Genomic DNA, 20,394 nt, shown 5'->3' with positions numbered 1-20,394 from the left:
TTAGACTGATGTCTAAGACCTAAACACAATTTTTTTGTTTTTAGTGAAATGCTTTTGGAAGAGTGCTCGAATGATATTTTTTGTTGTTATGGTTCCGCTAGGGGATAGGTGTAGAAAAAAGAGTAACAACTCTTTTGGTTTTTAGCCTATGGATAAATAGTGAAGAGGCACGAAAGTTAAATGGGTCTTGCCCTTTAAGTGGGAATATTGGTTTACTGTCCATCGATTTTAACGGCGTTGTTTTTTATTTAGATCAAATCTACAACGCCCCACTATTTTACAAAAGAGTACCTGGAAAGGAGCGAGAAATGCGTTGTCATGAAGTTGATTATGAAATTATAGGTGAAGCGCTTCAGGTTGTTGAAGTGGAGCTAGATCCCGGTGAAAAGGTGATTGCCGAGGCGGGTATGATGAATTATATGGAGGAGGACATCACGTTCGAAACGAAGATGGGTGATGGCTCTGAACCGGATCAAGGGTTGATGGGGAAATTATTCTCTGCGGGTAAACGTATGGTTATGGGTGAGTCTGTATTTATGACCCATTTCGGTAATGAAGGCTCGGGTAAACGTCGAGTGGCTTTTGCAGCACCTTATCCAGGTAGTATTGTTGCGCTTAATTTAGCGGATTACGGTGATCAAATCACCTGCCAGAAAGATGCATTTCTCTGTGCGGCCTTAGGAACTAAGGTTGAAATTGCTTTCTCGAAAAAAATTGGTGCGGGCTTTTTTGGTGGTGAAGGGTTTGTTTTACAAAAGCTCGAAGGGGATGGCATGGCGTTTGTCCAAGCGGGGGGCACTGTTGTTAGAAAGGAACTGAATAACGGGGTGTTGCGTGTTGATACGGGTTGTTTAGTTGGTTTTACCGATGGAATTGAATATGACATCGAGATGGTGAAAGGGCTTAAATCTATGATCTTTGGTGGTGAGGGTCTGTGGTTGGCTACACTCAGAGGTACGGGGTCTGTTTGGGTGCAAAGTTTACCCTTCTCGCGGTTGGCTGATCGCTTGATTGCATCTGCACCATCGTCGGGGGGTTCTGATAAAGGAGAGGGGTCCGTTTTAGGTGGTTTAGGTCGAATGCTGGACGGTAAATAAGCGTTTTTCATTTCTTGGAACTTGGCTTGCTTAGCGATTATCGAAATGGGGGAGGTGGATTAATCCCCTATAATACTATGACAATAGTATGAAAATCGGTATATTTGTTTGCTTTGATTTTTGTCGATTAGTTCTTTGTAAAAAAGACGCATAGTTACAGGTATTAACTTGAGAAATAAACTGGTTATAACGCTGACAACCGTTTATGGGTCACGCCAATATACGATTAGCCAAGTGGCCAAGTACCTATTGTTCATTTTTATTATATTGTCTGCGGCCAGCTTTTTTGTTTCTAATGCTTTGCTTGTTGTTAAAACTGATAACTTAGCCGACCTTGAAGAGGATCATCAAGAGCTAAGTGAAAGTTACGAAATGATGGTGGGCTCCCAACAGTTATATATTGATGAACTAAAGAATTTAAGTTTATCGCTAAGCTCCCTTAAGCATGAGAGAGATAAACTAGAAGAAGAAAACATTCGTATGGGTGAATTAAACTCTACTTTAGATAGTTCGCTTTATGGGCTTGAGGATCTATTGGGGGTGGAACATCAAACGAATATTGACCCGTTGAGAGCTGAGCAATTAACTATAGAGGCTAATAAACGGTTATTCTTTTTGCATAGTATCCCTAACGGTGTGCCTATACAGGCCATTCGTATATCGGATAAGTTTGGGCCGCGTATACATCCGGTTAGAAAGAAACGGGTAGTGCATCAAGGAATTGATTTTAAAGCGAATAGGGGCACGCCAATTTATGCAACCGCTGACGGAGTTGTAGAATATGCTGGTTATAATGAACGTAGCGGTTTTGGCAAACTAATAATATTGCAACACAATTTTGGTTTTAAAACGTACTTTGCGCATCTGGATGCAATTAAAGTAAAAAGTGGAGAGTTTGTCAGTAAGGGACAACTGATAGGGAATAGTGGGAATACAGGTATGACAACTGGGCCTCATCTACATTATGAGATAAGGCACTTGTTTACAGCTATAGACCCTGAACCCTTTCTCTCTTGGAATATAACAAATTTTGACTCTTTGTTTACAAAGGTTAAGGGCGTTAAATGGGCATCCTTAAAAGAAATGTATCCACTAAATCAACACAGTCAGCTATTACAATAATTGCTGAAGGAAATAAGTTTTGCGGCGATATGAGCATTATTGGAAAAATGCATATTGATGGCATTTTTGAAGGTAATGTTAGCTCGTTAGATAATATTTCAATTGGTAAAACAGGTCATGTGCGCGGTCTAATTAAGGCACGTGCCGTTGATGTTTGTGGATTACTTGAAGGTGAAGTCATCTGTGATGACCTTCATATAGATTCAGGTGGTCAGGTGCGTGCGACGGTTGAAAGTAAGCAGATGTCGATTCATCCGCAGGGATGTTTTTTAGGAGAACGCCGTCTTAAAGAGGTATCTGCGTTAACTGATGACAGTAAAAAAATAGAAACGGGTATGGATGCGATTGATTCCTTGCCTGATAAAGTGGTTTTAGATAGTAAATCGGATTCCTGAGTTGTTCTTTAATATAGGTTTGCTGGGAATGGCTTTGTATGTGTGAATTATTAGGCATGAGTGCCAATGTTCCTACAGATATCTGCTTTTCGTTTGCTGGATTGATGCAGCGGGGCGGAGGTACTGGACCACATAAAGATGGGTGGGGTATCGCTTTTTATGAAGGTAAGGGCGTACGTTGCTTTCATGACCCTAATCCTAGTGTGAATTCAAAAATTGCTAGTTTAGTTAAAGAGCATCCTATAAAAAGCCATGTGGTGATTAGTCATATTCGTCAAGCGAATGTGGGGGATATTTGTTTAGAGAATACTCACCCGTTTCAACGCGAACTTTGGGGATTTACTTGGACGTTTGCTCATAATGGTCAGCTTGATAAATCGCTCTTTTCACTTCCTTTATCTTACTATCACCCTGTAGGGACTACGGACAGCGAATATGCTTTTTGTTGGCTGCTTGGTGAACTAAGAACGCGTTTTCCTAAAAAGCCTGATGATTTTAGTGAGGTTTCCGCGTTTATTCATACTTGTTGTGAGAGATTGCGTGAGTTGGGGGTTTTTAATATGTTATTAACCGAGTCAACACACCTGTTTGCATTTTGTGGCAGCAAACTGTCTTGGATTACGCGTAAGGCGCCTTTTGGTGAGGCTAGCTTAACTGATTGTGATGTGACAGTAGATTTTGTTCAAGAAACAAAACCTAGTGATATTGTTACTGTGATCGCAACGGTTCCATTAACGGTGAATGAAGAGTGGGTCGCTCTGGAACCTGGTGAATTGGTGACTTTTGTTAAGGGATTAGTACAGTAGTAATCACTTCACTTTTCGAGGAGGTTTTAGGTGGTCGAAAAGCAAGATTCTCTGCTGAGTATTGAGCAAGAAATTGAGCAGGAGATTAAGAGCTATCCTAATCTGACAGTGCTTTGGGATCGAGTTTGTAAAGACTTTGCCTATAAATCTGCTTTTTCAAATATGGGGTCAACGCTGACCTATGCCGAGCTTGATGAGGCCGCACAACATCTAGCCTCCTACTTACAAAATCACACTGAGCTAAAACCAGGCGATCGTATCGCGATCCAGCTACCCAATATTTTACAATATCCAGTCTGTATTTTAGCGGCTTTACGCGCTGGCTTGGTGATTGTTAATACGAACCCCCTATACACTGCGTCAGAAACCATTAAGCAATTTAACCATGCAGGTGTTAAGGCGGTTGTTATTCTCGCCAATAACGCCCATATGATTGAAAAGGTTGTCCCAAATACATTAGTTAAAACGGTGCTAGTCACTGAACTAGCAGATCTGCATCCATTTAGTCGACGAGTACTGCTTAACTTTATTGCAAAATATATTCGTAAAATCGTTCCTAAATATAAAGTGCCTAAAGCTGTATCGTTTAGGGATGCTTTGGCTAAAGGGGCGCGGAGTGCTTTGGAGGCTGTTGAGCAGAAGCCAGATGATCTGGCTGCTATACAATATACAGTAGGAACAACGGGAGAGCCTAAAGGTGTCGCCTTAAGTCATCGTAACTTGATTGCGAATGTACTTCAGCTTAAAAGCCGTCTTCCGGAAAGTTTAAGGATAGGCGAAGAGGTAGCCATTGCACCGTTGCCGGTGTATCACATCTATGGTTTTACGTTGAACTGTCTTGTTATGCCTTTGATGGGTGCTCAAGTCGTTCTGATTACGAATCCTAGAGATACCAGTGGTTTTGTGAATGAGCTTGGGCGCTGGGATTTCACCATTTTTTCTGGCCTTAATACCTTATTCATATCTCTGTGCAGACACCCTATGTTTGGACAGTTAGATATGACTCGGTTGAAGTTGACCTTATCTGGAGGTATGGCACTTACTCGTTCTGTGAGCGATGAGTGGGAATCCTTAACGGGCTGTCCAATCTATCAAGGTTATGGCTTAACTGAAGCCTCTCCCGTAATCGCCGTTAGTTATGTACAAGGTGCTCCGTTTGGTTCTGTCGGTCAACCACTACCGCTGACTGAGGTGAGAATTGTTGGTGAGCAGGGGGAGGAGTTGTGTGCAGGAGAGATCGGTGAACTTTATGTTCGAGGCCCTCAGGTTATGTCAGGTTATTGGCGAGATGGTTCGAATATCCCTGATGAGGCTGGCTGGTTAGCTACGGGGGATATGGCGCGTATTATGGAAGATGAGTCGCTCCAGATAGTCGATCGTAAAAAAGATATTATCAATATATCCGGTTTTCCTGTTTATCCAAATGAGCTCGAGAATGTTATATCGAGTCATGTTGATGTTGTCGAGTGTGCGGTTATAGGGCTTCCTGATGAGCAATCAGGAGAGGTGATAAAGTTATTCATCGTGACACAAAATAGGCGTCTTACGGTTAAACAAATACGGGATTATTGTCGAGAGAGGCTAACCTCTTATAAAGTTCCACGTTTGGTTGAGTTTAGAACCCACCTGCCTAAGTCAAATGTTGGTAAAGTTTTGCGACGTGCATTGTTAGATGAGGAGTTGGCGGGGATGCAAAAGCTCCGCAAACATTTGTAATTACACTGTGGCAGTACAGCTTTCATCGTCTTTTTCTGTATAAAAAATCACATTGTAGCGAACACGTAAATCTCAAGTGTTGTGAGTAAACTGAATTTAATCAGCTTGGGTTATGCTAAAATCGCTATCAATAAATTGTTTACATGTTAATTATTTTCTTATGTTTAAGCATGAGCTTGAGAGTATTGGTTGAATGAAAATATTGCAGACCAGAGCAGAGATCGGTTTTACTGAGTTTGTTGCATTAATGGCGTTTGTAACCTGCTTTGTAGCTATGTCCATTGATTTGATGTTGCCTGCTTTATTTCAAATAGGTCAGGATCTAGGTGTTCAGAGAGATAATGATACACAATTGATAGTCAGCACGATTTTTATTGGGGTGGCGATAGGGCACCTTATCTACGGCCCGTTAGCTGATGTGATTGGACGAAAACCATCAATTTATCTGGGTTTTGCAATTTTTATTTTAGGCACGCTTATCTCTCTTTTTGCTGTCAATATGAGCATGATGTTGGTGGGCAGGTTACTACAAGGCTTAGGCGCTGCGGGTCCTCGCATAGTAACTATTGCTATTGTTCGAGATAAAAGTCATGGCTCTGAGATGGCCCGTGTGATGTCATTGATTATGACTGTTTTTATTCTTGTACCGGTCATCGCTCCGATTATAGGGCAAGGCATATTATTGGTATCTAATTGGCGAATGATGTTTGCTTTTCTTTTTTTTGCAGCTGTTTTTATTTTAATTTGGTTTGCGCTCCGTTTACCTGAAAGCTTGCCTTTAGATCAACGAAGTCAATTTTCGGTTAAAAGTATAGTGAGTGGTTGTTGTGAAGTAGTCACTAATCGGGTGGCGATGGCGTATGTTATAGCTTCTGGACTTGGTTTTGGTGCGTTCCTTGGCTTTTTAAGTTCAATTCAGCAGGTTTTGCAGGATTTGTATCATTTAGGGGCTAAATTCCCTCTTTATTTTGCTGTTTTGGCCACAGGAATTGGTGTGGCTAGTTTTATTAATTCTAAATTAGTTATGCGCTTTGGATTGAGGCAGCTAGTTATGGGTACTCAAGTTGCCACATTGATTATTTCAATTGCTGTGCTTATAAGTACATATTGGTTAAGCCCTGTACCACCCTTATGGTTCGTAATGGGGTATTTTCTGGTGGTCTTAATGGGAATCGGTTTGTTGTTTGGTAATCTTAATGCTTTATCTATGGAGCCTTTTGGGCATATTGCGGGTTTAGCTTCGGGCGTGATTGGCGGGGTTTCTACATTAATAGCCGTTGTTGCTGGTGTGGTCGTTGGTCAAGCTTTTAACGAAACATTGGTGCCGATTATTGTTGGTTTTATCTTACTGCCTGGATTGTCGTTGTTATTTACTTATTGGGCCAGTAGGCGAGCCATTTAAGAGTAGTGAAGAGATGTGCTGGGGCTAATGATTTAAGGATTGTACTTCTTGTGCTGTTAGCTCTCGACTCTCTCCAGGTTTTAAACTCTCGTCGAGTGCTAGTGCACCTATTGATACTCTATGTAATTTTAATACAGGATTTCTAAATCGCCCAAACATCCGCTTGATTTGATGATAGCGGCCTTCCTTTAAAGTGACTTCAGCGACATGCTCAGAGATGATTTCAAGCTGGGCAGGTAAGGTTGTTATATTCTCATAAGGAAAAAATATACCTTTAGCAAAAACCTCTGCGTACTCTTTAGTTAACGGTTTTTCTAACGTCACTTTATAGACTTTGTTAACTTTTTTATTAGGTGATGTTAGGTTGCGTGACCATTCGCCATGGTTGGTTAGTAGTAGTAAACCCGACGAATTTAGATCTAGTCTGCCTGCAATATGGAGATCGGCGTACTGGGGTTGCAATAGGTCTATAACTGTTTTGTGTTGATTATCTTTGGTGGCGCTGATAACCCCTACAGGCTTGTTCATCATTATGTAGATTGGTTTGTTGTTCTGAAGGCACTTTCCATCACACTCTATTTGCGTGAATTGATCGATAACTTGATTGGTTGTTGCTGGTTGGCCATTTATAAATACTCTCTTTTGCGCAAGCAGCTGCCTGACATCACGGCGGTTAATACCTGTTTTGATTGAGATAAATCGATCTAATCGCGCCTTTTTGGATTCCATTTATAAGTTCTTTGGTCAACAGTTAATAGGAAGGCGTGCATTTTCAAAAGAGATGCATCAGTGTTTTTATGGCTAGAAGCTAAGCGCTATGGCTCGATTTTAGAAAGTTCTTTGATGATATCCATTAATTGTTCAAGCTTCTTTTCACCTAGACGGTTAGTAAAAGCTTTATATCTAGCTTCAATCTCAGGGCTTAAATGTTGAATTAATTTATTGGCTTTACTTGTTAAACTAATAAGCGTTATACGCTGGTCTTCGGTTGATTTTCTCCGGGTTATATAACCTTGTTGCTGGAGGCGTGTGAGAATACCAGTAAGGCTGGGACTTAAAAGGCAGCAGCTTGTTGCTAATTCTTTTGATTCCATCTCTTTGTATTCATGAAGTGCGCGTAATACGCGCCATTGCTGTTCTGTCAGAGAGTACTCATTTAGCAATGGGCGGAAAAAAAGCATACTGGCTTCACGCGCTTTAAGGAGTTGAAGTGGTAATGAGTCTTCAAATTTACGCATGAATTATTCTCTTTAATCATAATTGGATTGTATTTTTGCGGCTTAATAGAAAATGTTCAAGAAAATTAGCCATAATACTTAGTATATGGGGGGATTTTTCTTTGGCGTTTAATTAGCACTTTTGGGTATTTAAATATAAAAACAGGCCGTAAACCAAGATATGACTGCTCATATTAGGTGGTTATAGCGGTTATGCCGTGCTGTATCAGTTGGTGCTGTTACCCTCATAAGGTAGAATGCCTTACTTTAAATTATGTTTTGGATGTACGTGTTTTGACCCTCTCTATTGAGCTGTTATCTGCTCGCTTACCTGATTGCCGTATTGCTGATCGCTACCGTTTAAAGCGTCGATTAGATCGAGCTCGACGTGAGGGGGCTAATCAGGAAGCCTTACTTGTTTTGTCTGATGCAATAGATGCGTCTTGTCGACAGGTTGAATTGAAAAAAGGCTTAAGCCAAGATATTCAATACTCTGATCTGCCTATTAGTGCCCGTAGAGAAGAGATTGCTGCAGCGATTTTAAATAATCAAGTGGTTGTTCTCGCTGGTGAAACTGGTTCAGGTAAAACCACTCAGCTTCCTAAAATATGTCTTGAATTAGGTTTAGGTTGTAAAGGGCTGATTGGTCATACGCAGCCGCGTCGGCTTGCTGCTAGAACGGTTGCGACTCGAATAGCCGAAGAGCTGAATACGACGCTGGGTGAGAGAGTTGGCTATCAGGTTCGTTTTCATGAGCAGGTTAACGACTCGACTCAAGTGAAGCTGATGACGGACGGTATATTGCTTGCGGAAACTAAGCATGACCGTTTTCTTGAGAAATATGAAGTATTGATAATTGATGAAGCTCATGAGCGAAGTCTAAATATTGATTTCCTTTTAGGGTATATCAAACGGATATTGCCTAAACGTCCTGATCTTAAGTTGATCATTACCTCTGCAACAATTGACCTTGAACGGTTCTCAAAACACTTTAATAATGCACCTATTATTGAAGTTTCAGGTCGAACTTATCCTGTTGAGATGCTCTATCGTCCTTTGCATGATTATTCTGCCGATGATGAAAAGACAGTGGATATGCAGCAGGGGATTTTGGCAGCTGTTGAAGAACTCTTACATATGGAGAGAAAACAGGGGAAGGGGCCGCAAGGCGATATTTTGATCTTCCTGCCTGGCGAAAGAGATATAAGAGAAACCGCTGACCTTTTGCGTAAGGCTGAGCTTAAACATGTGGATATATTGCCGCTCTACGCTCGTCTGTCACTTGCGGAACAAAATAGGGTGTTCCAGCAAGGAAAAGGGGCGAGGGGGACCCGTTTGGTTTTATCAACTAACGTAGCAGAAACATCCCTAACAGTTCCCGGTATAAAATATGTTATTGATACTGGGCTGGCTCGTATTAGTCGTTATAGCTATCGCTCAAAAGTGCAACGCCTCCCTATTGAAGCCATTTCTCAAGCCAGTGCAAACCAAAGAGCGGGTCGTTGTGGTCGAGTATCTGATGGTATCTGTATTCGTCTTTATTCGGAAGAAGACTTTGTTAGCCGCCCTGAATTTACCGATGCAGAGATTCGACGCACAAACTTAGCGGCCGTGATTCTACAAATGTTGTCGCTTAAGTTAGGTGATATTGCAGAGTTCCCATTTGTTGATCCGCCAGATAATCGTTTTATTAATGATGGTTTTAAGTTGCTGCAGGAACTGGGAGCAGTGAACTCAAAACGTCAGATAACAACCATTGGTTGGCAGTTGGCTAAACTCCCTATTGATCCGCGTTTGGGGCGGATGGTGATCGAATCGGCGCGTAATAACTGTCTCCGTGAGATGTTAGTGATAGTAAGTGCATTGGGGATACAGGACCCAAGGGAAAGGCCGCAAGATAAACGTCAAGCTAGCGATGAAAAGCACAAGCTTTATGCCCATGAAGAATCTGACTTTATGACGTTTGTTAATCTTTGGGAATTATATGAGACGCAACGGCAAGAGTTAACCCAAAATCAGTTACGAAAATACTGTAACAAGAACTTTCTTTCCTACATGCGTATGCGCGAGTGGCGTGATACTCACCGTCAGTTACATATTATTTGTAAAGAATTACAGGCAAAAGAACACAGCTTTGTTGAGCGTGAGGAAGCCGCATCTTACGAATCTATACACCGCTCGTTATTGGCGGGCCTATTAAGTCATATGGGCTTTAAACAAGAAAATAAAGAATATTTAGGTGCGCGCAATCGACGATTTTTTCTTTTTCCTGGTTCTGTTGTTTATAAAAAAGCCCCTAAATGGGTTATGGCTGCAGAGATGGTTGAAACTAGCCAGCTTTATGCCCGCTGTATCGCTAAAGTCGATCCTGTGTGGGCCGAGAAATTAGCCCCCAGTCTGATTAAGAAAAATTACAGTGAGCCTCATTGGGAGAAAAAAAGAGCTGAGGTGGTCGCTACGGAGCAGGTGACGCTTTATGGCATGATCATTGTGCCTAAAAGAAAAGTGAGCTACGGGAAAATTGATGTTGAAATTTCTCATGAGATCTTTATCCGTCAAGCGTTGGTTGAAGGTGAGTTAAATAGTTCAGCTCGGTTTGTGCAAAAGAATCGAGCCTTACTTAAGGGGATTGAGAAATTAGAAGCTAAGTCTCGTAGGAAGGATCTGCTCGTCGATGAGGAACAGCTTTACGAATTCTATCGTTTGCGGCTTAAAAGCTTATCAGGTGAACATATAGTTAATGGCGCGGGTTTCGAAAAGTGGCGTAAGCGTGTTGAACAAGATAATCCTGAGTGTTTAGTCATGCAGGAGGAGGATATCCTTCAGCGTTCTGCTGATCATGTTTCTGAAAGTATTTATCCCGATCATTTAAATCTTGAGGGTGCGCGGCTGAAACTCTTTTATCATTTTGCACCGGGAGCCAATGATGATGGTGTGACTTTGCAAGTCCCTCTGCCTTTATTAACGTCTCTCCCTTTGAAAACAATTGAATGGCTGGTTCCAGGGATGCTGGTGGAAAAATGTACCGCAATTCTTAGAGGCTTGCCTAAGCAACAGCGAAAGCATTTTGTTCCGGTTCCAAACTATGTTGATGCTTTTATGCAAGCAGTGGAGTTTGGTGTAGGGGATCTTTATGAGATTTTTGCTCATCATCTACTTAGGATGACGGGTGTTCGAATACAGCCGCGAGAGCTACGTGAGACTGTATTAGAAGATCACCTGCATATGAATTTGCGTTTAGTTGACGAAAACGGGCATCTGTTAGATGAGTCCAGAGACTGGGAGCAATTAAATAGTAAGTATGCCTCTCAAATCAGTCAGCGATTAACTGAACGTTCAGATAGAAGTGAGGAGAGCAGCTGGGGACGAGAGGGATTAACAGATTGGGACTTTGGAGTACTTGAACCTAGTTGTAAAGTGAATAAGTATGCGGGCGTCGAAATTGAAGCTTATCCAGCGCTTGTTGATAGGGGAGAGAGTGTTACGTTATGTTTAAAACCTCACCAAGCTGAAGCGAATAATCTAAGTGTTGATGGCATAGTAAGGCTGGCTGTGCTCAATATGCGAGAGCAAGTTCGTTTTGCTCGGAAAGCGTTAAGTAATGAAAAACTCACTAAAGTTATCCTACGCAGTTCAGGGCTTTTAAATAAGCAAACGTTTGTGGAAGAGGTTATCTGGCACTCAGTTAGACAGTTGCTTAAATTGGATGATGATTTAATTCGCAATTCGGAACAATTTGAGGAGCGGCTAAGTAGATGTAAAGCTGAGCTTGTGCCAGCTTGCGAGAGTTTACTAATAGTTATTAGCCAATTATTTGATAGTTACCACCAAATCCAAAAGCAGTTGAAAGGTAAAGTACAATTAAATGAAGTGCCTGTGCTGAATGATATTAAAAAACAACTGGCTGAACTGTTAGAGACTCAGTTTATAAAAACTCAGCCCCATGAAGTCTTGATGCATTATCCTAGATATTTGAAAGCAATAGAGATACGTCTAGAGAAATTTAGACGTAATTTAAGGCAAGAGAGTTTACTAAGTGATCAGCTAGAAAAGTTTTATGGCCAATATAAGACACGCTTTCAGCGAAATGTAGAGCAAGGCATCTATGATCCTAATTTAGAAGAGTATCGTTGGTTGATTGAAGAGTATCGCGTTTCACTCTTTGCTCAGCAGTTGGGTACACAAAAGACTGTTTCTGAAAAGCGCCTAAAACAGCAGTGGGGTAAAGTAATACCTTGATATAGGTCAAGGGATAAAGGAAGTACTACTTTTGTCGGGCCTGTATTTAGATGTATTATGTAGTCAAAGGTTGCACATGCTCGAGGGGTATGATGTAATGCGCGAAATTTATTTATAATCACCTGCTTAACGTGTTGTTATAAGAGAGTTTATTAGCTCTGTTATCACAGGCAGAAACGGTGAATAAAGCGAGAATTAAAGTTATTAGTAGTCTCGCCGACTAAAAAATTATAAGAAAAACTTATTCATTAGTTTGAAAAGTTTTTCTTTTGTAGTATTTTCATATAGTAAGTGCGCCTAGAGCGCGCTGCGATAAGAAAAAATTAAAAGTTCACTACTAGTATGTTGAATATATTGAAGGGGAAATGTTGATGAAAAAGTCACTGATTGCACTAGCTGTAGCTGGCGCTATGACTGCACCAATGATCGCACAGGCTGATGCTACGCTATACGGATCTTTCCGTATTGGTTTGGAGCAGGCAGAAGATTCTGATCTAGATCTTGTTGACCAGTCTTCTCGCATTGGTATTAAAGGCGATGTTGATCTAGGCTTAGAAAATACTACGGGTCTTTTCCATTGGGAAGCAAACGTTTCTACAGCGGATTCTGGGGCATATAGCTCTGGTATCTTTGGTAAACGTTTGGCTTACATCGGTGCTAAAGGCGATTGGGGTAAAGTGCTAGCAGGTCGTCAGTACCACCCTCACTACCTATTGATCAATGCGCCAGTAGGCGTATTTAATCCGGGTGCTAACGGTTATGGTGAACGTTTCTACGTTGCAGCTAGAACCCTTAACGGTGCAGTAGACTTCAAACGTGTTGATAACTCGATTGCTTACTACTCACCAAACATCTCTGGTCTAACAATTATTGCTGGTGGTGTATTCGCATCTAGTGGTTCAGATTCAGATGGTACGCTTGATGATACTGTTGATGGTTACAACGTTGCTGCAACCTATACAGTTAACGGTTTAACAATCTCTGGTTCTGTTGCAAGTGTTGAGAGCGGTGTTGAAGATACTGATGTTTGGGGTCTTGCTGTTTCTTACAAATCTGGTCCATTTGCAGTAGCGCTAACTCACGAAGATGGTGAGAAAGACACTGGTACATCACTAGAGCAAGATGCGACTCACTTGATGGGTAAATACACTGTAGGTACTACATCTGTATACGCTCGTTACGCTACTTTTGATGACAACAGCCTAACTACTGATCTTGATCAGTGGGGTCTAGGTGTTACTCGCGTTATGGGTAACGGCCGTGTATTTGCTGAATACATCGATAACGATAGCGATGATGCATCTTTCGGTGATAAAGCGCAGATCGGTTACCGTCTAGACTTCTAAGTCGACATTTCCTTACGGAAATTTAGAAAAGGCTTCCTTCGGGAAGCCTTTTTTCGTTATAAATAATCACTACTTTTGTGCTGTTTTTGAAAATAAGCGCGTTTCCTGTTTTTCATATCTACTTAACTCAGCTAAAATAGAGCTTCAATATTGTGAGCAAATTTAAGGGAAACTGGATGAAAGCCAAATTACGTAGTTTGTTGGTTGCTGGTGCAGTATCAATCATGTTAAGTCAGCCTTCTGTTGCTGCTGACGTTGAAGTTGATCCATGGGAAGGTTTCAACCGAGCGATGTTTAGCTTTAATGACGGTTTAGATACTTATGCACTAAAGCCAGTTTCTCAAGGTTACAAAGCAATTATGCCTGATATTGCTGAAACGGGTGTTAGTAACTTTTTCGGAAACTTATCTGATGTCGGAACTTTGTTGAATAACTTGCTGCAAGGTAAGTTCAGCAATGCGACACAAGATTTTGCTCGTATCGCATTTAATTCTACTTTTGGTTTGGCCGGTCTAATTGATGTTGCTACACCAATGGGTATTGAAAAGCACGATGAAGACTTTGGGCAGACCTTTGGGTACTGGGGAGTAGAAAGCGGTCCTTATTTGGTCTTGCCTTTCTTTGGCCCAACAACTGTGCGTGATGGTATTGGCAGGGTGCCTGATTATCTTGTTGATCCTGTACGCCAGTTAGATGATAACGGTGCTCGTAATGCGATGTATGCGACGCGGATTATTAATGATCGCGCCGAATTACTTGAAGCCGAAAAACTGATCTCTGGTGATAAATATACCTTTGTTCGTGATGCCTATCTTCAGAAACGAGCCTTTTCCATCGTAGATGGCGATGGCGAAAATTATGATGAAAGTAATTTCTAGTGTTAATCATAACCCCAGCTTTACATTTTAGGCTGGGGTTTTTGAATTTTTACGCAATGTTACTTATAAATTTTCATTGTATGTTAAGGCAGCAGCATCTACTCTGTTGTCTCATAGATCTTCGCCTATTTAATAGGGCTAGGTTATGAGAGACACTTACCAAACTATTTTATTAGTTGATCATGTTGCGGAAGCCATTGATTCGATTGTTGATGCCTGTAGTCATATAGAACTTCGTCCGGTAAAAGTTTCAACTGCTTATAATTGTGATTATGCTAAAGAGTTGCTCAATGAGCATGACTTTTCACTAATAATCGCGGGTTTAAGTGAAACCTTCACTGTTGACGATATTGCCTCCCTAGCTGAACTCCATTCCCCTAAGCCTATACTTGTATTGATGCCGGAAGCTAAGTGTGACCAGGTTTTATTGGCACTACGAAAAGGGGCTAATGATGTTTTTATTCAAAGCGAGATAGCTGAAAAGAGTGCGGATTTTTCTGATTCTATTTCTAAGCTTTTACTTCTTGCTGATTTAATTGAGAAGAAGCTTCATTATCGAAACGAGTTAGAAAAGAGCCTCAGTGAACTTCAAATTGATCAGCAAGCAGCGTTGCAAATACAACAGAATATGCTGCCTGATAAGGAGCTGAATGTTGGAGGGTTGTTGGCTCGTTACTTATTAATTCCTTCATTGTATTTAAGTGGCGATTTTGTTGATGTGGTCCCCATTGACGCTGATAAAACGATGTTTTATCTAGCTGATGTATCAGGGCATGGTGCTTCATCTGCCTTAGTTACAGTGCTGTTAAAAAACATGACTAACCGATTGGTCAGGAATTATAACCGCTCTTCAAGTTTCGATATTTTATCGCCGGTGAATACGCTTTACCGTATCAATTCGGAGTTGTTGGACACTGGATTAGGAAAACATTTAAGTATTTTTATCGGTCTTTTTGATAGCAAAGAGGCCAGTTTGACCTATGCTGTAGGTGGGCATCATCCTATGCCTATTTTGACTGATGCAGTTGGTACACGCTTTCTAGAAGGGCGGGGAATGCCGGTAGGGCTTTTTCCTGAACCTTTATTTGATGAGCGAAAGTTACAGTTGTTAGATGAGTTTGAAATTACATTGTTCTCGGATGGCATTTTAGAGATGTTACCTGAAGGGAATATGAGTGCTAAAGAGCAGAGACTTATTGATGTTGTAATTGCGGCGAATGGTGCTGGCCCAGATGTAATTAAGGAAGCATTGCTTCCTAATATTATAAATGATGCACCTGATGATATTGCAATAATGACAGTTTGCAGGCAGTAAATAATGCAAGAAGGTTCAATTTATTCGGCGTTGGTTGATGGCAGCTTTGTTTTAAAGTTTGTAGGTGATGTACGCTTAACGCTCTGTACTTCGTTGGATTGTCATATAAATGACGCTCTAGCTAAAGCATCTGTGTCTAATATTTTAATCGATCTGACTCAGGCTGAGGGTATTGATAGCACCTCATTAGGCCTTATTGCAAAGTTATCTATTAAAGCGAGTGATGCTAATCTTGGTAAGCCTACACTAGTCTCTACAAACCCTGATATTACTAGTATTTTGTATACAATGGGCTTTGATCATATTTTTATATTACTTGAAGAACTTCCCACCAGTATTAAGGACTTGAAAGAGCTTCCTTTTGTGCAAGAGTCTGTGGATGAGATGAAAGAGCGAATAATCTCAGCGCATCAAATTCTGATGGGGTTAAATGATTCTAACCGTGAAGCCTTTAAAGACTTAGTTTCTACGCTTGAATCGGTTAACGAGAATAAATAGTGTTTGGCGAGTGTGGAATTTAGGGTATTTTGTAGTGCTCTTTTCCTTGCTGCTGATTTACCTAGCTATATTCACTGCCTGAATTATCAGTGATAGATAGCTAGTCTTCTGTTCAGTGATAACAAAATTATTGAGTCAATTTTGTTATCAACAAACTCTGTGGATAAACTTGTTAGTAATAATTGGTTAACATGCTGAGCACCCACAAATAGCGCTATTTCAACCTATTGCTTGAAAAAGGAACAGCTTTTAAAAACCTTATTTTTCAGTAGGTTGATTACTGTAATCTAGATTTAATAAATCTTGTGTTTCATCATAGTCAATAGCTCCCGTCTTATTATTTATAATAAAAGTGCCTGAATTACCTTGTAGGAGTCTTGCTACTTTGTGCTTGCCTTAATCTATTCTTTGGTCTCTTTTTCTTGTGCTTCTAGTTGTTTCTCTATCAGGCTCCTTTATAGTCTGAAGTTGTAATGCAAGATAAGCATAGGAAAGTGATGTCTACTCAATATACCTATACAACGTTTTTATATTGGCTCTTGTTAGCGGGCCTGATTGTATTCTTTCTTTTCCTAAGTTGGGATCTGCATCTGTTCCACACTATTTTTGCGCAAGATATTACGAGAATTAGTTCACTAATTTTTATCCTGTTCATCGTCGTTTCTGTTCATTGTGGTTACCGTAGCTGGTTTATTGCTTCACAGTCATTAATGCTATTTAAGATTAAAAAATTGAGTCTAGATGATCTAAGGCTCTTATCGGAAGATTCACTCGAGGGACGGTCAGTCATTAAAGGCTTTTTGGGCAAAGTGCTAAATAGTCATTCCGAACCTGATAAAACATTAGCAACGGAAGTATTAGCTGAATCCTTGCGGGGAACCCATCAAGTTGGCTGGTTTATGGCTGGGGTTGTTATTAAATTGGGGTTATTGGGCACCGTTGTTGGTTTTGTTTTGATGCTTAGCTCAATCTCTGCGTTCGAACAATTGGATATCTCTGATATAAAAGAGTTAATGCAGCAGATGACCCAGGGGATGGGGGTCGCAATGAACACAACGATGGTTGGATTAATTGCGAGTATGTCTTTAGGTATTCAGTTGTTATTGGTTGACCGTTGTGCGGATAGGCTTTTGTTAGAGGCGATTGATTTTAGTTTATCCACTGCCGACTTGCTTGTAGATGATAGAGGTGAAGGCGGTGTCCCTCTTTCAGCGCAAAAGTAATTTTGATATAGATCCCTTCACGGATCTTCTTTTTAACGTTTTATTAACGTTTACTTTTCTTTTTCTGATCGCTTTATTGCTTTTAAACCCTCCGGCTAAATCGGGCATTATTGATCCAAAAGCCGAATTTATTATTACAGTGAGTTGGCCTGATGGAGATCCAAATGACATTGATGTATGGGCAACAGGGCCTGAAGGAACGAAAGTTTGGTACAAAAAAGCTCAGGATGGGTTAATGCACCTTGATCGTGATGATCGGGGGTTGGCGAATGATACACAAGTTGTGAATGGTAAAGAGATTATTAATCCGCTTAATCAAGAGGTGTTAACGATTAGAGGACGTCCTTCGGGAGAGTTTGTTATTAATGTCCATTATTTCAAGAGTGAAACAAAGAAAAAGGTTCCAGTGACTGTGTATTTAGCTGAAGTGAATCCGGTGATGAAAGTCCTTTATTATCAGACAACAGTGTTAGCAGAGGAAGGCGATGAGAAGACGGTCGTGCGATTTTCACTTACTGCTGCAGGGCAAGTTACTAATATAAATCAGTTACAGAAAAGTTTAGTAAAGGCGATTGATAAATGAATGAAGTGCTATTTGGTTTAACCTTAGCTTATGTTTTTTTTACTGCATTAGTGCTGCTTTCGCTGATCTATAGCAGGATTTTTTGGGGTGTAAAAGCATTATTAATCATTTTAGCTATAGGCTTCTATAGCTTAAGTTATCAGGGCTGGAAAGAGACACAGGGCTGGCCAAGCAAGACCGCTTTACCTGAAAGGTTTCTATTACATTATGCCGTGGTTGAAGAGCCAGACAAAGAAATGGGTAGTGAAGGTCGTATTTATATGTGGTTAACATCCACGGTTGATCATCAGTTATCAGAGGAGCCAAGAGCTTTTCAGCTGGATTATGATTTAGGTTTGCATGGTAAATTAGAAACAGCAATTCGAGAAATAAATAATGGAAATCTACAATTAGGTGAACTGAACCCTAATCAAGCCATTGAAAAAGGCGCTAAACAAAAAAATAGAGCAGGGCAGAAATATCTAGGTTTACAGTTTGTTAAGCTTCCAGACCCCGCGTTACCGGAGAAGTAATATGCGCTTTATTTGTATTCTCTTAATGTCAGTCATTATAGTGGGGTGTCAGGGGGATATTTCTGAAAATGATTATTTCCCCGTCAATAAAGGTGTCGAGTGGCATTACAGCGTTTTTGAAGATTTAACTGACACAACACAGAAGCGACAATTTAGTATCACGAATTTAGGGCCTATCGACCTGAAGGGGGATTACAGTGGTATGCCTGTTTTCGCGCGTAGGACTAGCGATGGGACCGTTTATTATGTATTGCAAGATGATACGGGTAGCTATCGAATTGCAAAACGTACAGTAGTAGAGCTAACTCCTAGATTTGATGACAAAGAGATAAAAATTCTCCCTAATAAGGAGGACTTAGAAGTGGGACGTAGTTGGGTGGCAGAAACTCGCTCTTATGCTTTACATGGCCTGCGCTCAGCGCTACCTGACCCAAGTAAAAAAGCATTTGGCCTCACTTATGAAATTGTCGCGTTAAATAGCAGTGTGGTTGTGCCTGCAGGTAGATTTGAGAATTGCGTTAAGGTAGAAGCTTCAGGTGTTATTAGTCTTTACGCTGATCCACGCTTAGGTTATCAAGATATTACCGTTACGCAGACCGAGTGGTATGCACCTGGAGTTGGATTGGTTAAGTTAGTGAGAAGTGAACCAATGGATTTAGAAATTTACAAAGGTGGCAGTATTACTTTTGAGCTTAATCGATTTGAGTCTTAGCGATAGTTAATTTCTTGTAGGATATCTTGTACCCAGCGTAAACTCTCTTCCTGTGCATGGCCAAGTGAATCGGTAATATGTGAATCGTTAAGCACAGCCCATTCGCCAGTCATATAGTTTTTTACATCACTGAGTAACTGCCCTAGAGTCCCCGATCCTTTAAGCAGTGCGTTTGAGACCTCTTTGGAAACGGGCAATTGCTCCATAATATCGTTGAGCTCTAGATTTAACATAGCATCCATACCTGAAAGCATGCCTATTAAAAATGCAGTACTAGAATTTACGGCACCATAATTTGCCGCAGCGAGTTCACACATGCGTGCACGAGTCAGTATCTCTTGGGTTAATGCATTGGAGACATGAGGATGCTGGGTAGTATTAATAAGCAGAGCCCATTTTTTTAGTTCATCTATGCCTAATGCAATTATCGCTTCGGAGATATTATTGATCTTTCTCGATAGAGAAAAACGGGCTGAGTTAACGATTTTTAATAACTTTAAAACAAATTCTGGATCTTTGCATATGATCGCTTCAATTGATTTAGGTGTCGCCTTAGCGTTTTCTAACTCTGCAATTAGTTGAAGGGTTATTAGGTCATCACAGGATAATTTACGTCCCTCGATGAGCTGTGGGCGACAGAAAAAATAGCCTTGGAAAAGTTTAAAACCAAGTTCCTTACAGTATTGAAACTCTTCATAGGTTTCTACTTTTTCGGCCAGTAAAGTCACCTTCTTTTTTTTCAGCGCAGTGACATGCTGAATGAGTTGAGTAGGTGAAAGAAGCTGAATATCAATCTTGACTATCTTCGCTAGTTTTAAGGCAGGTTCCCAGCTTTCATCATAGATAAAATCATCGAGAGCAATGCGGTAGCCGTTATCGGAAAGAGTATGCAGTCTGTGGATAATTTCATCAGTGATTGCTACGTCTTCCAGTACTTCTAGTACTAAGGCTTCGGGCCTAAGGGCCGGTAGGTTTCCATTATAAATCCATTCTGCATTGAAATTAATAAACGCTGGAATAGCTTGAACACGGTTATTTTGGAATATGCTGCTATAGGCGTTTAACAGAACTTCTGCCGTTGCTTGAGTTCCATCAAAGGGTAGTTGAGGACCTATACCTTTTGCGTCTCTATATAATAGCTCGTACGCAATCGTATTGAGCTCCTTATCAAGAATTGGTTGTCTTGCAAGTAAAACAGAGAAAGCCAAGGTGTTAATCTCTTTTAGTTGATTTTTTATTGTAGCTAGCCATAAAAATAATAACGCTTGTATGATACTAAAACGATCATTAATTTAAGTAGACGATTCTATTTATATAAGAGCTCTCTTGTTTA

At 40.7% G+C, this 20,394-nt stretch carries 18 protein-coding genes; 15 read left to right on the top strand and 3 right to left on the bottom strand.

Going from position 1 to position 20,394, the window contains the following annotated elements; all coding sequences use genetic code 11:
* The first annotated feature begins 308 nt into the window (after positions 1-308).
* From Q4492_RS08270 to Q4492_RS08245, 6 genes are all read left to right on the top strand, one after another.
* Entirely contained in the window at positions 309-1,097 is a 789-nt protein-coding gene (locus Q4492_RS08270; protein ID WP_303416843.1) for a TIGR00266 family protein, read from the top strand.
* 168 nt (positions 1,098-1,265) lie between these two features.
* Positions 1,266-2,219, top strand: coding sequence for a M23 family metallopeptidase (locus Q4492_RS08265; protein ID WP_303416841.1), 954 nt, complete (start codon positions 1,266-1,268; stop codon positions 2,217-2,219).
* Positions 2,162-2,614: a polymer-forming cytoskeletal protein gene (locus Q4492_RS08260; RefSeq protein WP_303416839.1), complete on the top strand. Its 453-nt coding sequence runs from the start codon at positions 2,162-2,164 to the stop codon at positions 2,612-2,614. Before Q4492_RS08265 ends, Q4492_RS08260 begins: the two co-directional genes overlap by 58 nt.
* Positions 2,615-2,652: 38 nt before the next feature.
* On the top strand, positions 2,653-3,420 hold the full coding sequence (locus Q4492_RS08255; protein ID WP_303416837.1) for a class II glutamine amidotransferase: 768 nt from the start codon (positions 2,653-2,655) through the stop codon (positions 3,418-3,420).
* A 30-nt stretch (positions 3,421-3,450) separates the two neighbouring features.
* Positions 3,451-5,136, top strand: a complete 1,686-nt coding sequence (locus tag Q4492_RS08250; protein WP_303416836.1) for an AMP-binding protein — start codon at positions 3,451-3,453, stop codon at positions 5,134-5,136.
* Between the two features lie 193 nt (positions 5,137-5,329).
* Entirely contained in the window at positions 5,330-6,538 is a 1,209-nt protein-coding gene (locus Q4492_RS08245) for a multidrug effflux MFS transporter (RefSeq protein WP_303416834.1), read from the top strand.
* A 24-nt stretch (positions 6,539-6,562) separates the two neighbouring features.
* Here the strand turns inward: Q4492_RS08245 and Q4492_RS08240 are convergent, their stop codons facing one another.
* Both Q4492_RS08240 and hpaR read right to left on the bottom strand, forming a co-directional pair.
* Entirely contained in the window at positions 6,563-7,267 is a 705-nt protein-coding gene (locus Q4492_RS08240; RefSeq protein ID WP_303416833.1) for a pseudouridine synthase, read from the bottom strand.
* An 86-nt stretch (positions 7,268-7,353) separates the two neighbouring features.
* On the bottom strand, positions 7,354-7,776 hold the full coding sequence (gene hpaR, locus Q4492_RS08235) for a homoprotocatechuate degradation operon regulator HpaR (protein WP_303416831.1): 423 nt from the start codon (positions 7,774-7,776) through the stop codon (positions 7,354-7,356).
* 273 nt (positions 7,777-8,049) lie between these two features.
* Here hpaR and hrpA point away from each other — a divergent pair, with 273 nt between their 5' ends.
* The 9 genes from hrpA (at position 8,050) to Q4492_RS08190 (ending at position 19,061) form a co-directional block, all read left to right on the top strand.
* Positions 8,050-11,994, top strand: a complete 3,945-nt coding sequence (gene hrpA, locus Q4492_RS08230; protein WP_303416829.1) for an ATP-dependent RNA helicase HrpA — start codon at positions 8,050-8,052, stop codon at positions 11,992-11,994.
* A gap of 371 nt (positions 11,995-12,365) precedes the next feature.
* Entirely contained in the window at positions 12,366-13,340 is a 975-nt protein-coding gene (locus Q4492_RS08225; protein WP_303416828.1) for a porin, read from the top strand.
* Between the two features lie 176 nt (positions 13,341-13,516).
* Entirely contained in the window at positions 13,517-14,218 is a 702-nt protein-coding gene (locus Q4492_RS08220) for a VacJ family lipoprotein (protein ID WP_303416826.1), read from the top strand.
* Positions 14,219-14,363: 145 nt separating this feature from the next.
* Entirely contained in the window at positions 14,364-15,533 is a 1,170-nt protein-coding gene (locus Q4492_RS08215) for a PP2C family protein-serine/threonine phosphatase (RefSeq protein WP_303416824.1), read from the top strand.
* Between the two features lie 3 nt (positions 15,534-15,536).
* Entirely contained in the window at positions 15,537-16,031 is a 495-nt protein-coding gene (locus tag Q4492_RS08210; RefSeq protein WP_303416823.1) for an STAS domain-containing protein, read from the top strand.
* A 497-nt stretch (positions 16,032-16,528) separates the two neighbouring features.
* A complete protein-coding gene (locus Q4492_RS08205) occupies positions 16,529-17,254 on the top strand; it encodes a MotA/TolQ/ExbB proton channel family protein (RefSeq protein WP_303416821.1) in 726 nt (241 codons plus the stop codon).
* Positions 17,229-17,837 carry a hypothetical protein gene (locus tag Q4492_RS08200; RefSeq protein ID WP_303416820.1) on the top strand — a complete coding sequence of 203 codons (609 nt, stop codon included), beginning with the start codon at positions 17,229-17,231 and terminating at the stop codon, positions 17,835-17,837. The genes Q4492_RS08205 and Q4492_RS08200 overlap by 26 nt, the downstream gene beginning before the upstream one ends.
* The gene (locus tag Q4492_RS08195) at positions 17,834-18,349 is read left to right on the top strand and encodes a hypothetical protein (protein WP_303416819.1); all 516 of its coding nucleotides are present in this window, start codon (positions 17,834-17,836) and stop codon (positions 18,347-18,349) included. Before Q4492_RS08200 ends, Q4492_RS08195 begins: the two co-directional genes overlap by 4 nt.
* A gap of 1 nt (position 18,350) precedes the next feature.
* The gene (locus Q4492_RS08190; protein WP_303416818.1) at positions 18,351-19,061 is read left to right on the top strand and encodes a hypothetical protein; all 711 of its coding nucleotides are present in this window, start codon (positions 18,351-18,353) and stop codon (positions 19,059-19,061) included.
* Here the strand turns inward: Q4492_RS08190 and Q4492_RS08185 are convergent.
* Positions 19,058-20,269: an EAL and HDOD domain-containing protein gene (locus Q4492_RS08185; protein ID WP_303416817.1), complete on the bottom strand. Its 1,212-nt coding sequence runs from the start codon at positions 20,267-20,269 to the stop codon at positions 19,058-19,060. The two genes, Q4492_RS08190 and Q4492_RS08185, sit on opposite strands and share 4 nt — an antisense overlap.
* Between the last annotated feature and the right edge of the window lie 125 nt (positions 20,270-20,394).

Origin of the sequence: Neptuniibacter sp. 1_MG-2023, assembly GCF_030547185.1 — a bacterium.
In the GTDB taxonomy this organism is placed as follows: Bacteria; Pseudomonadota; Gammaproteobacteria; order Pseudomonadales; family Balneatricaceae; genus Neptuniibacter.
Note: the sequence above shows the minus strand (reverse complement) of the source record. Positions and strands in the feature narration are given on the sequence as shown.

Coding starts and splice junctions, on each gene's coding strand:
- Q4492_RS08270 (WP_303416843.1), top strand. CDS start 309: ATGCGTTGTCATGAAGTTGATTATGAAATTATAGGTGAAGCGCTTCAG.
- Q4492_RS08210 (WP_303416823.1), top strand. CDS start 15,537: ATGCAAGAAGGTTCAATTTATTCGGCGTTGGTTGATGGCAGCTTTGTT.
- Q4492_RS08245 (WP_303416834.1), top strand. CDS start 5,330: ATGAAAATATTGCAGACCAGAGCAGAGATCGGTTTTACTGAGTTTGTT.
- Q4492_RS08205 (WP_303416821.1), top strand. CDS start 16,529: ATGTCTACTCAATATACCTATACAACGTTTTTATATTGGCTCTTGTTA.
- Q4492_RS08220 (WP_303416826.1), top strand. CDS start 13,517: ATGAAAGCCAAATTACGTAGTTTGTTGGTTGCTGGTGCAGTATCAATC.
- Q4492_RS08255 (WP_303416837.1), top strand. CDS start 2,653: ATGTGTGAATTATTAGGCATGAGTGCCAATGTTCCTACAGATATCTGC.
- Q4492_RS08240 (WP_303416833.1), bottom strand. CDS start 7,267: ATGGAATCCAAAAAGGCGCGATTAGATCGATTTATCTCAATCAAAACA.
- Q4492_RS08195 (WP_303416819.1), top strand. CDS start 17,834: ATGAATGAAGTGCTATTTGGTTTAACCTTAGCTTATGTTTTTTTTACT.
- Q4492_RS08260 (WP_303416839.1), top strand. CDS start 2,162: ATGGGCATCCTTAAAAGAAATGTATCCACTAAATCAACACAGTCAGCT.
- Q4492_RS08215 (WP_303416824.1), top strand. CDS start 14,364: ATGAGAGACACTTACCAAACTATTTTATTAGTTGATCATGTTGCGGAA.
- hpaR (WP_303416831.1), bottom strand. CDS start 7,776: ATGCGTAAATTTGAAGACTCATTACCACTTCAACTCCTTAAAGCGCGT.
- Q4492_RS08225 (WP_303416828.1), top strand. CDS start 12,366: ATGAAAAAGTCACTGATTGCACTAGCTGTAGCTGGCGCTATGACTGCA.
- Q4492_RS08190 (WP_303416818.1), top strand. CDS start 18,351: ATGCGCTTTATTTGTATTCTCTTAATGTCAGTCATTATAGTGGGGTGT.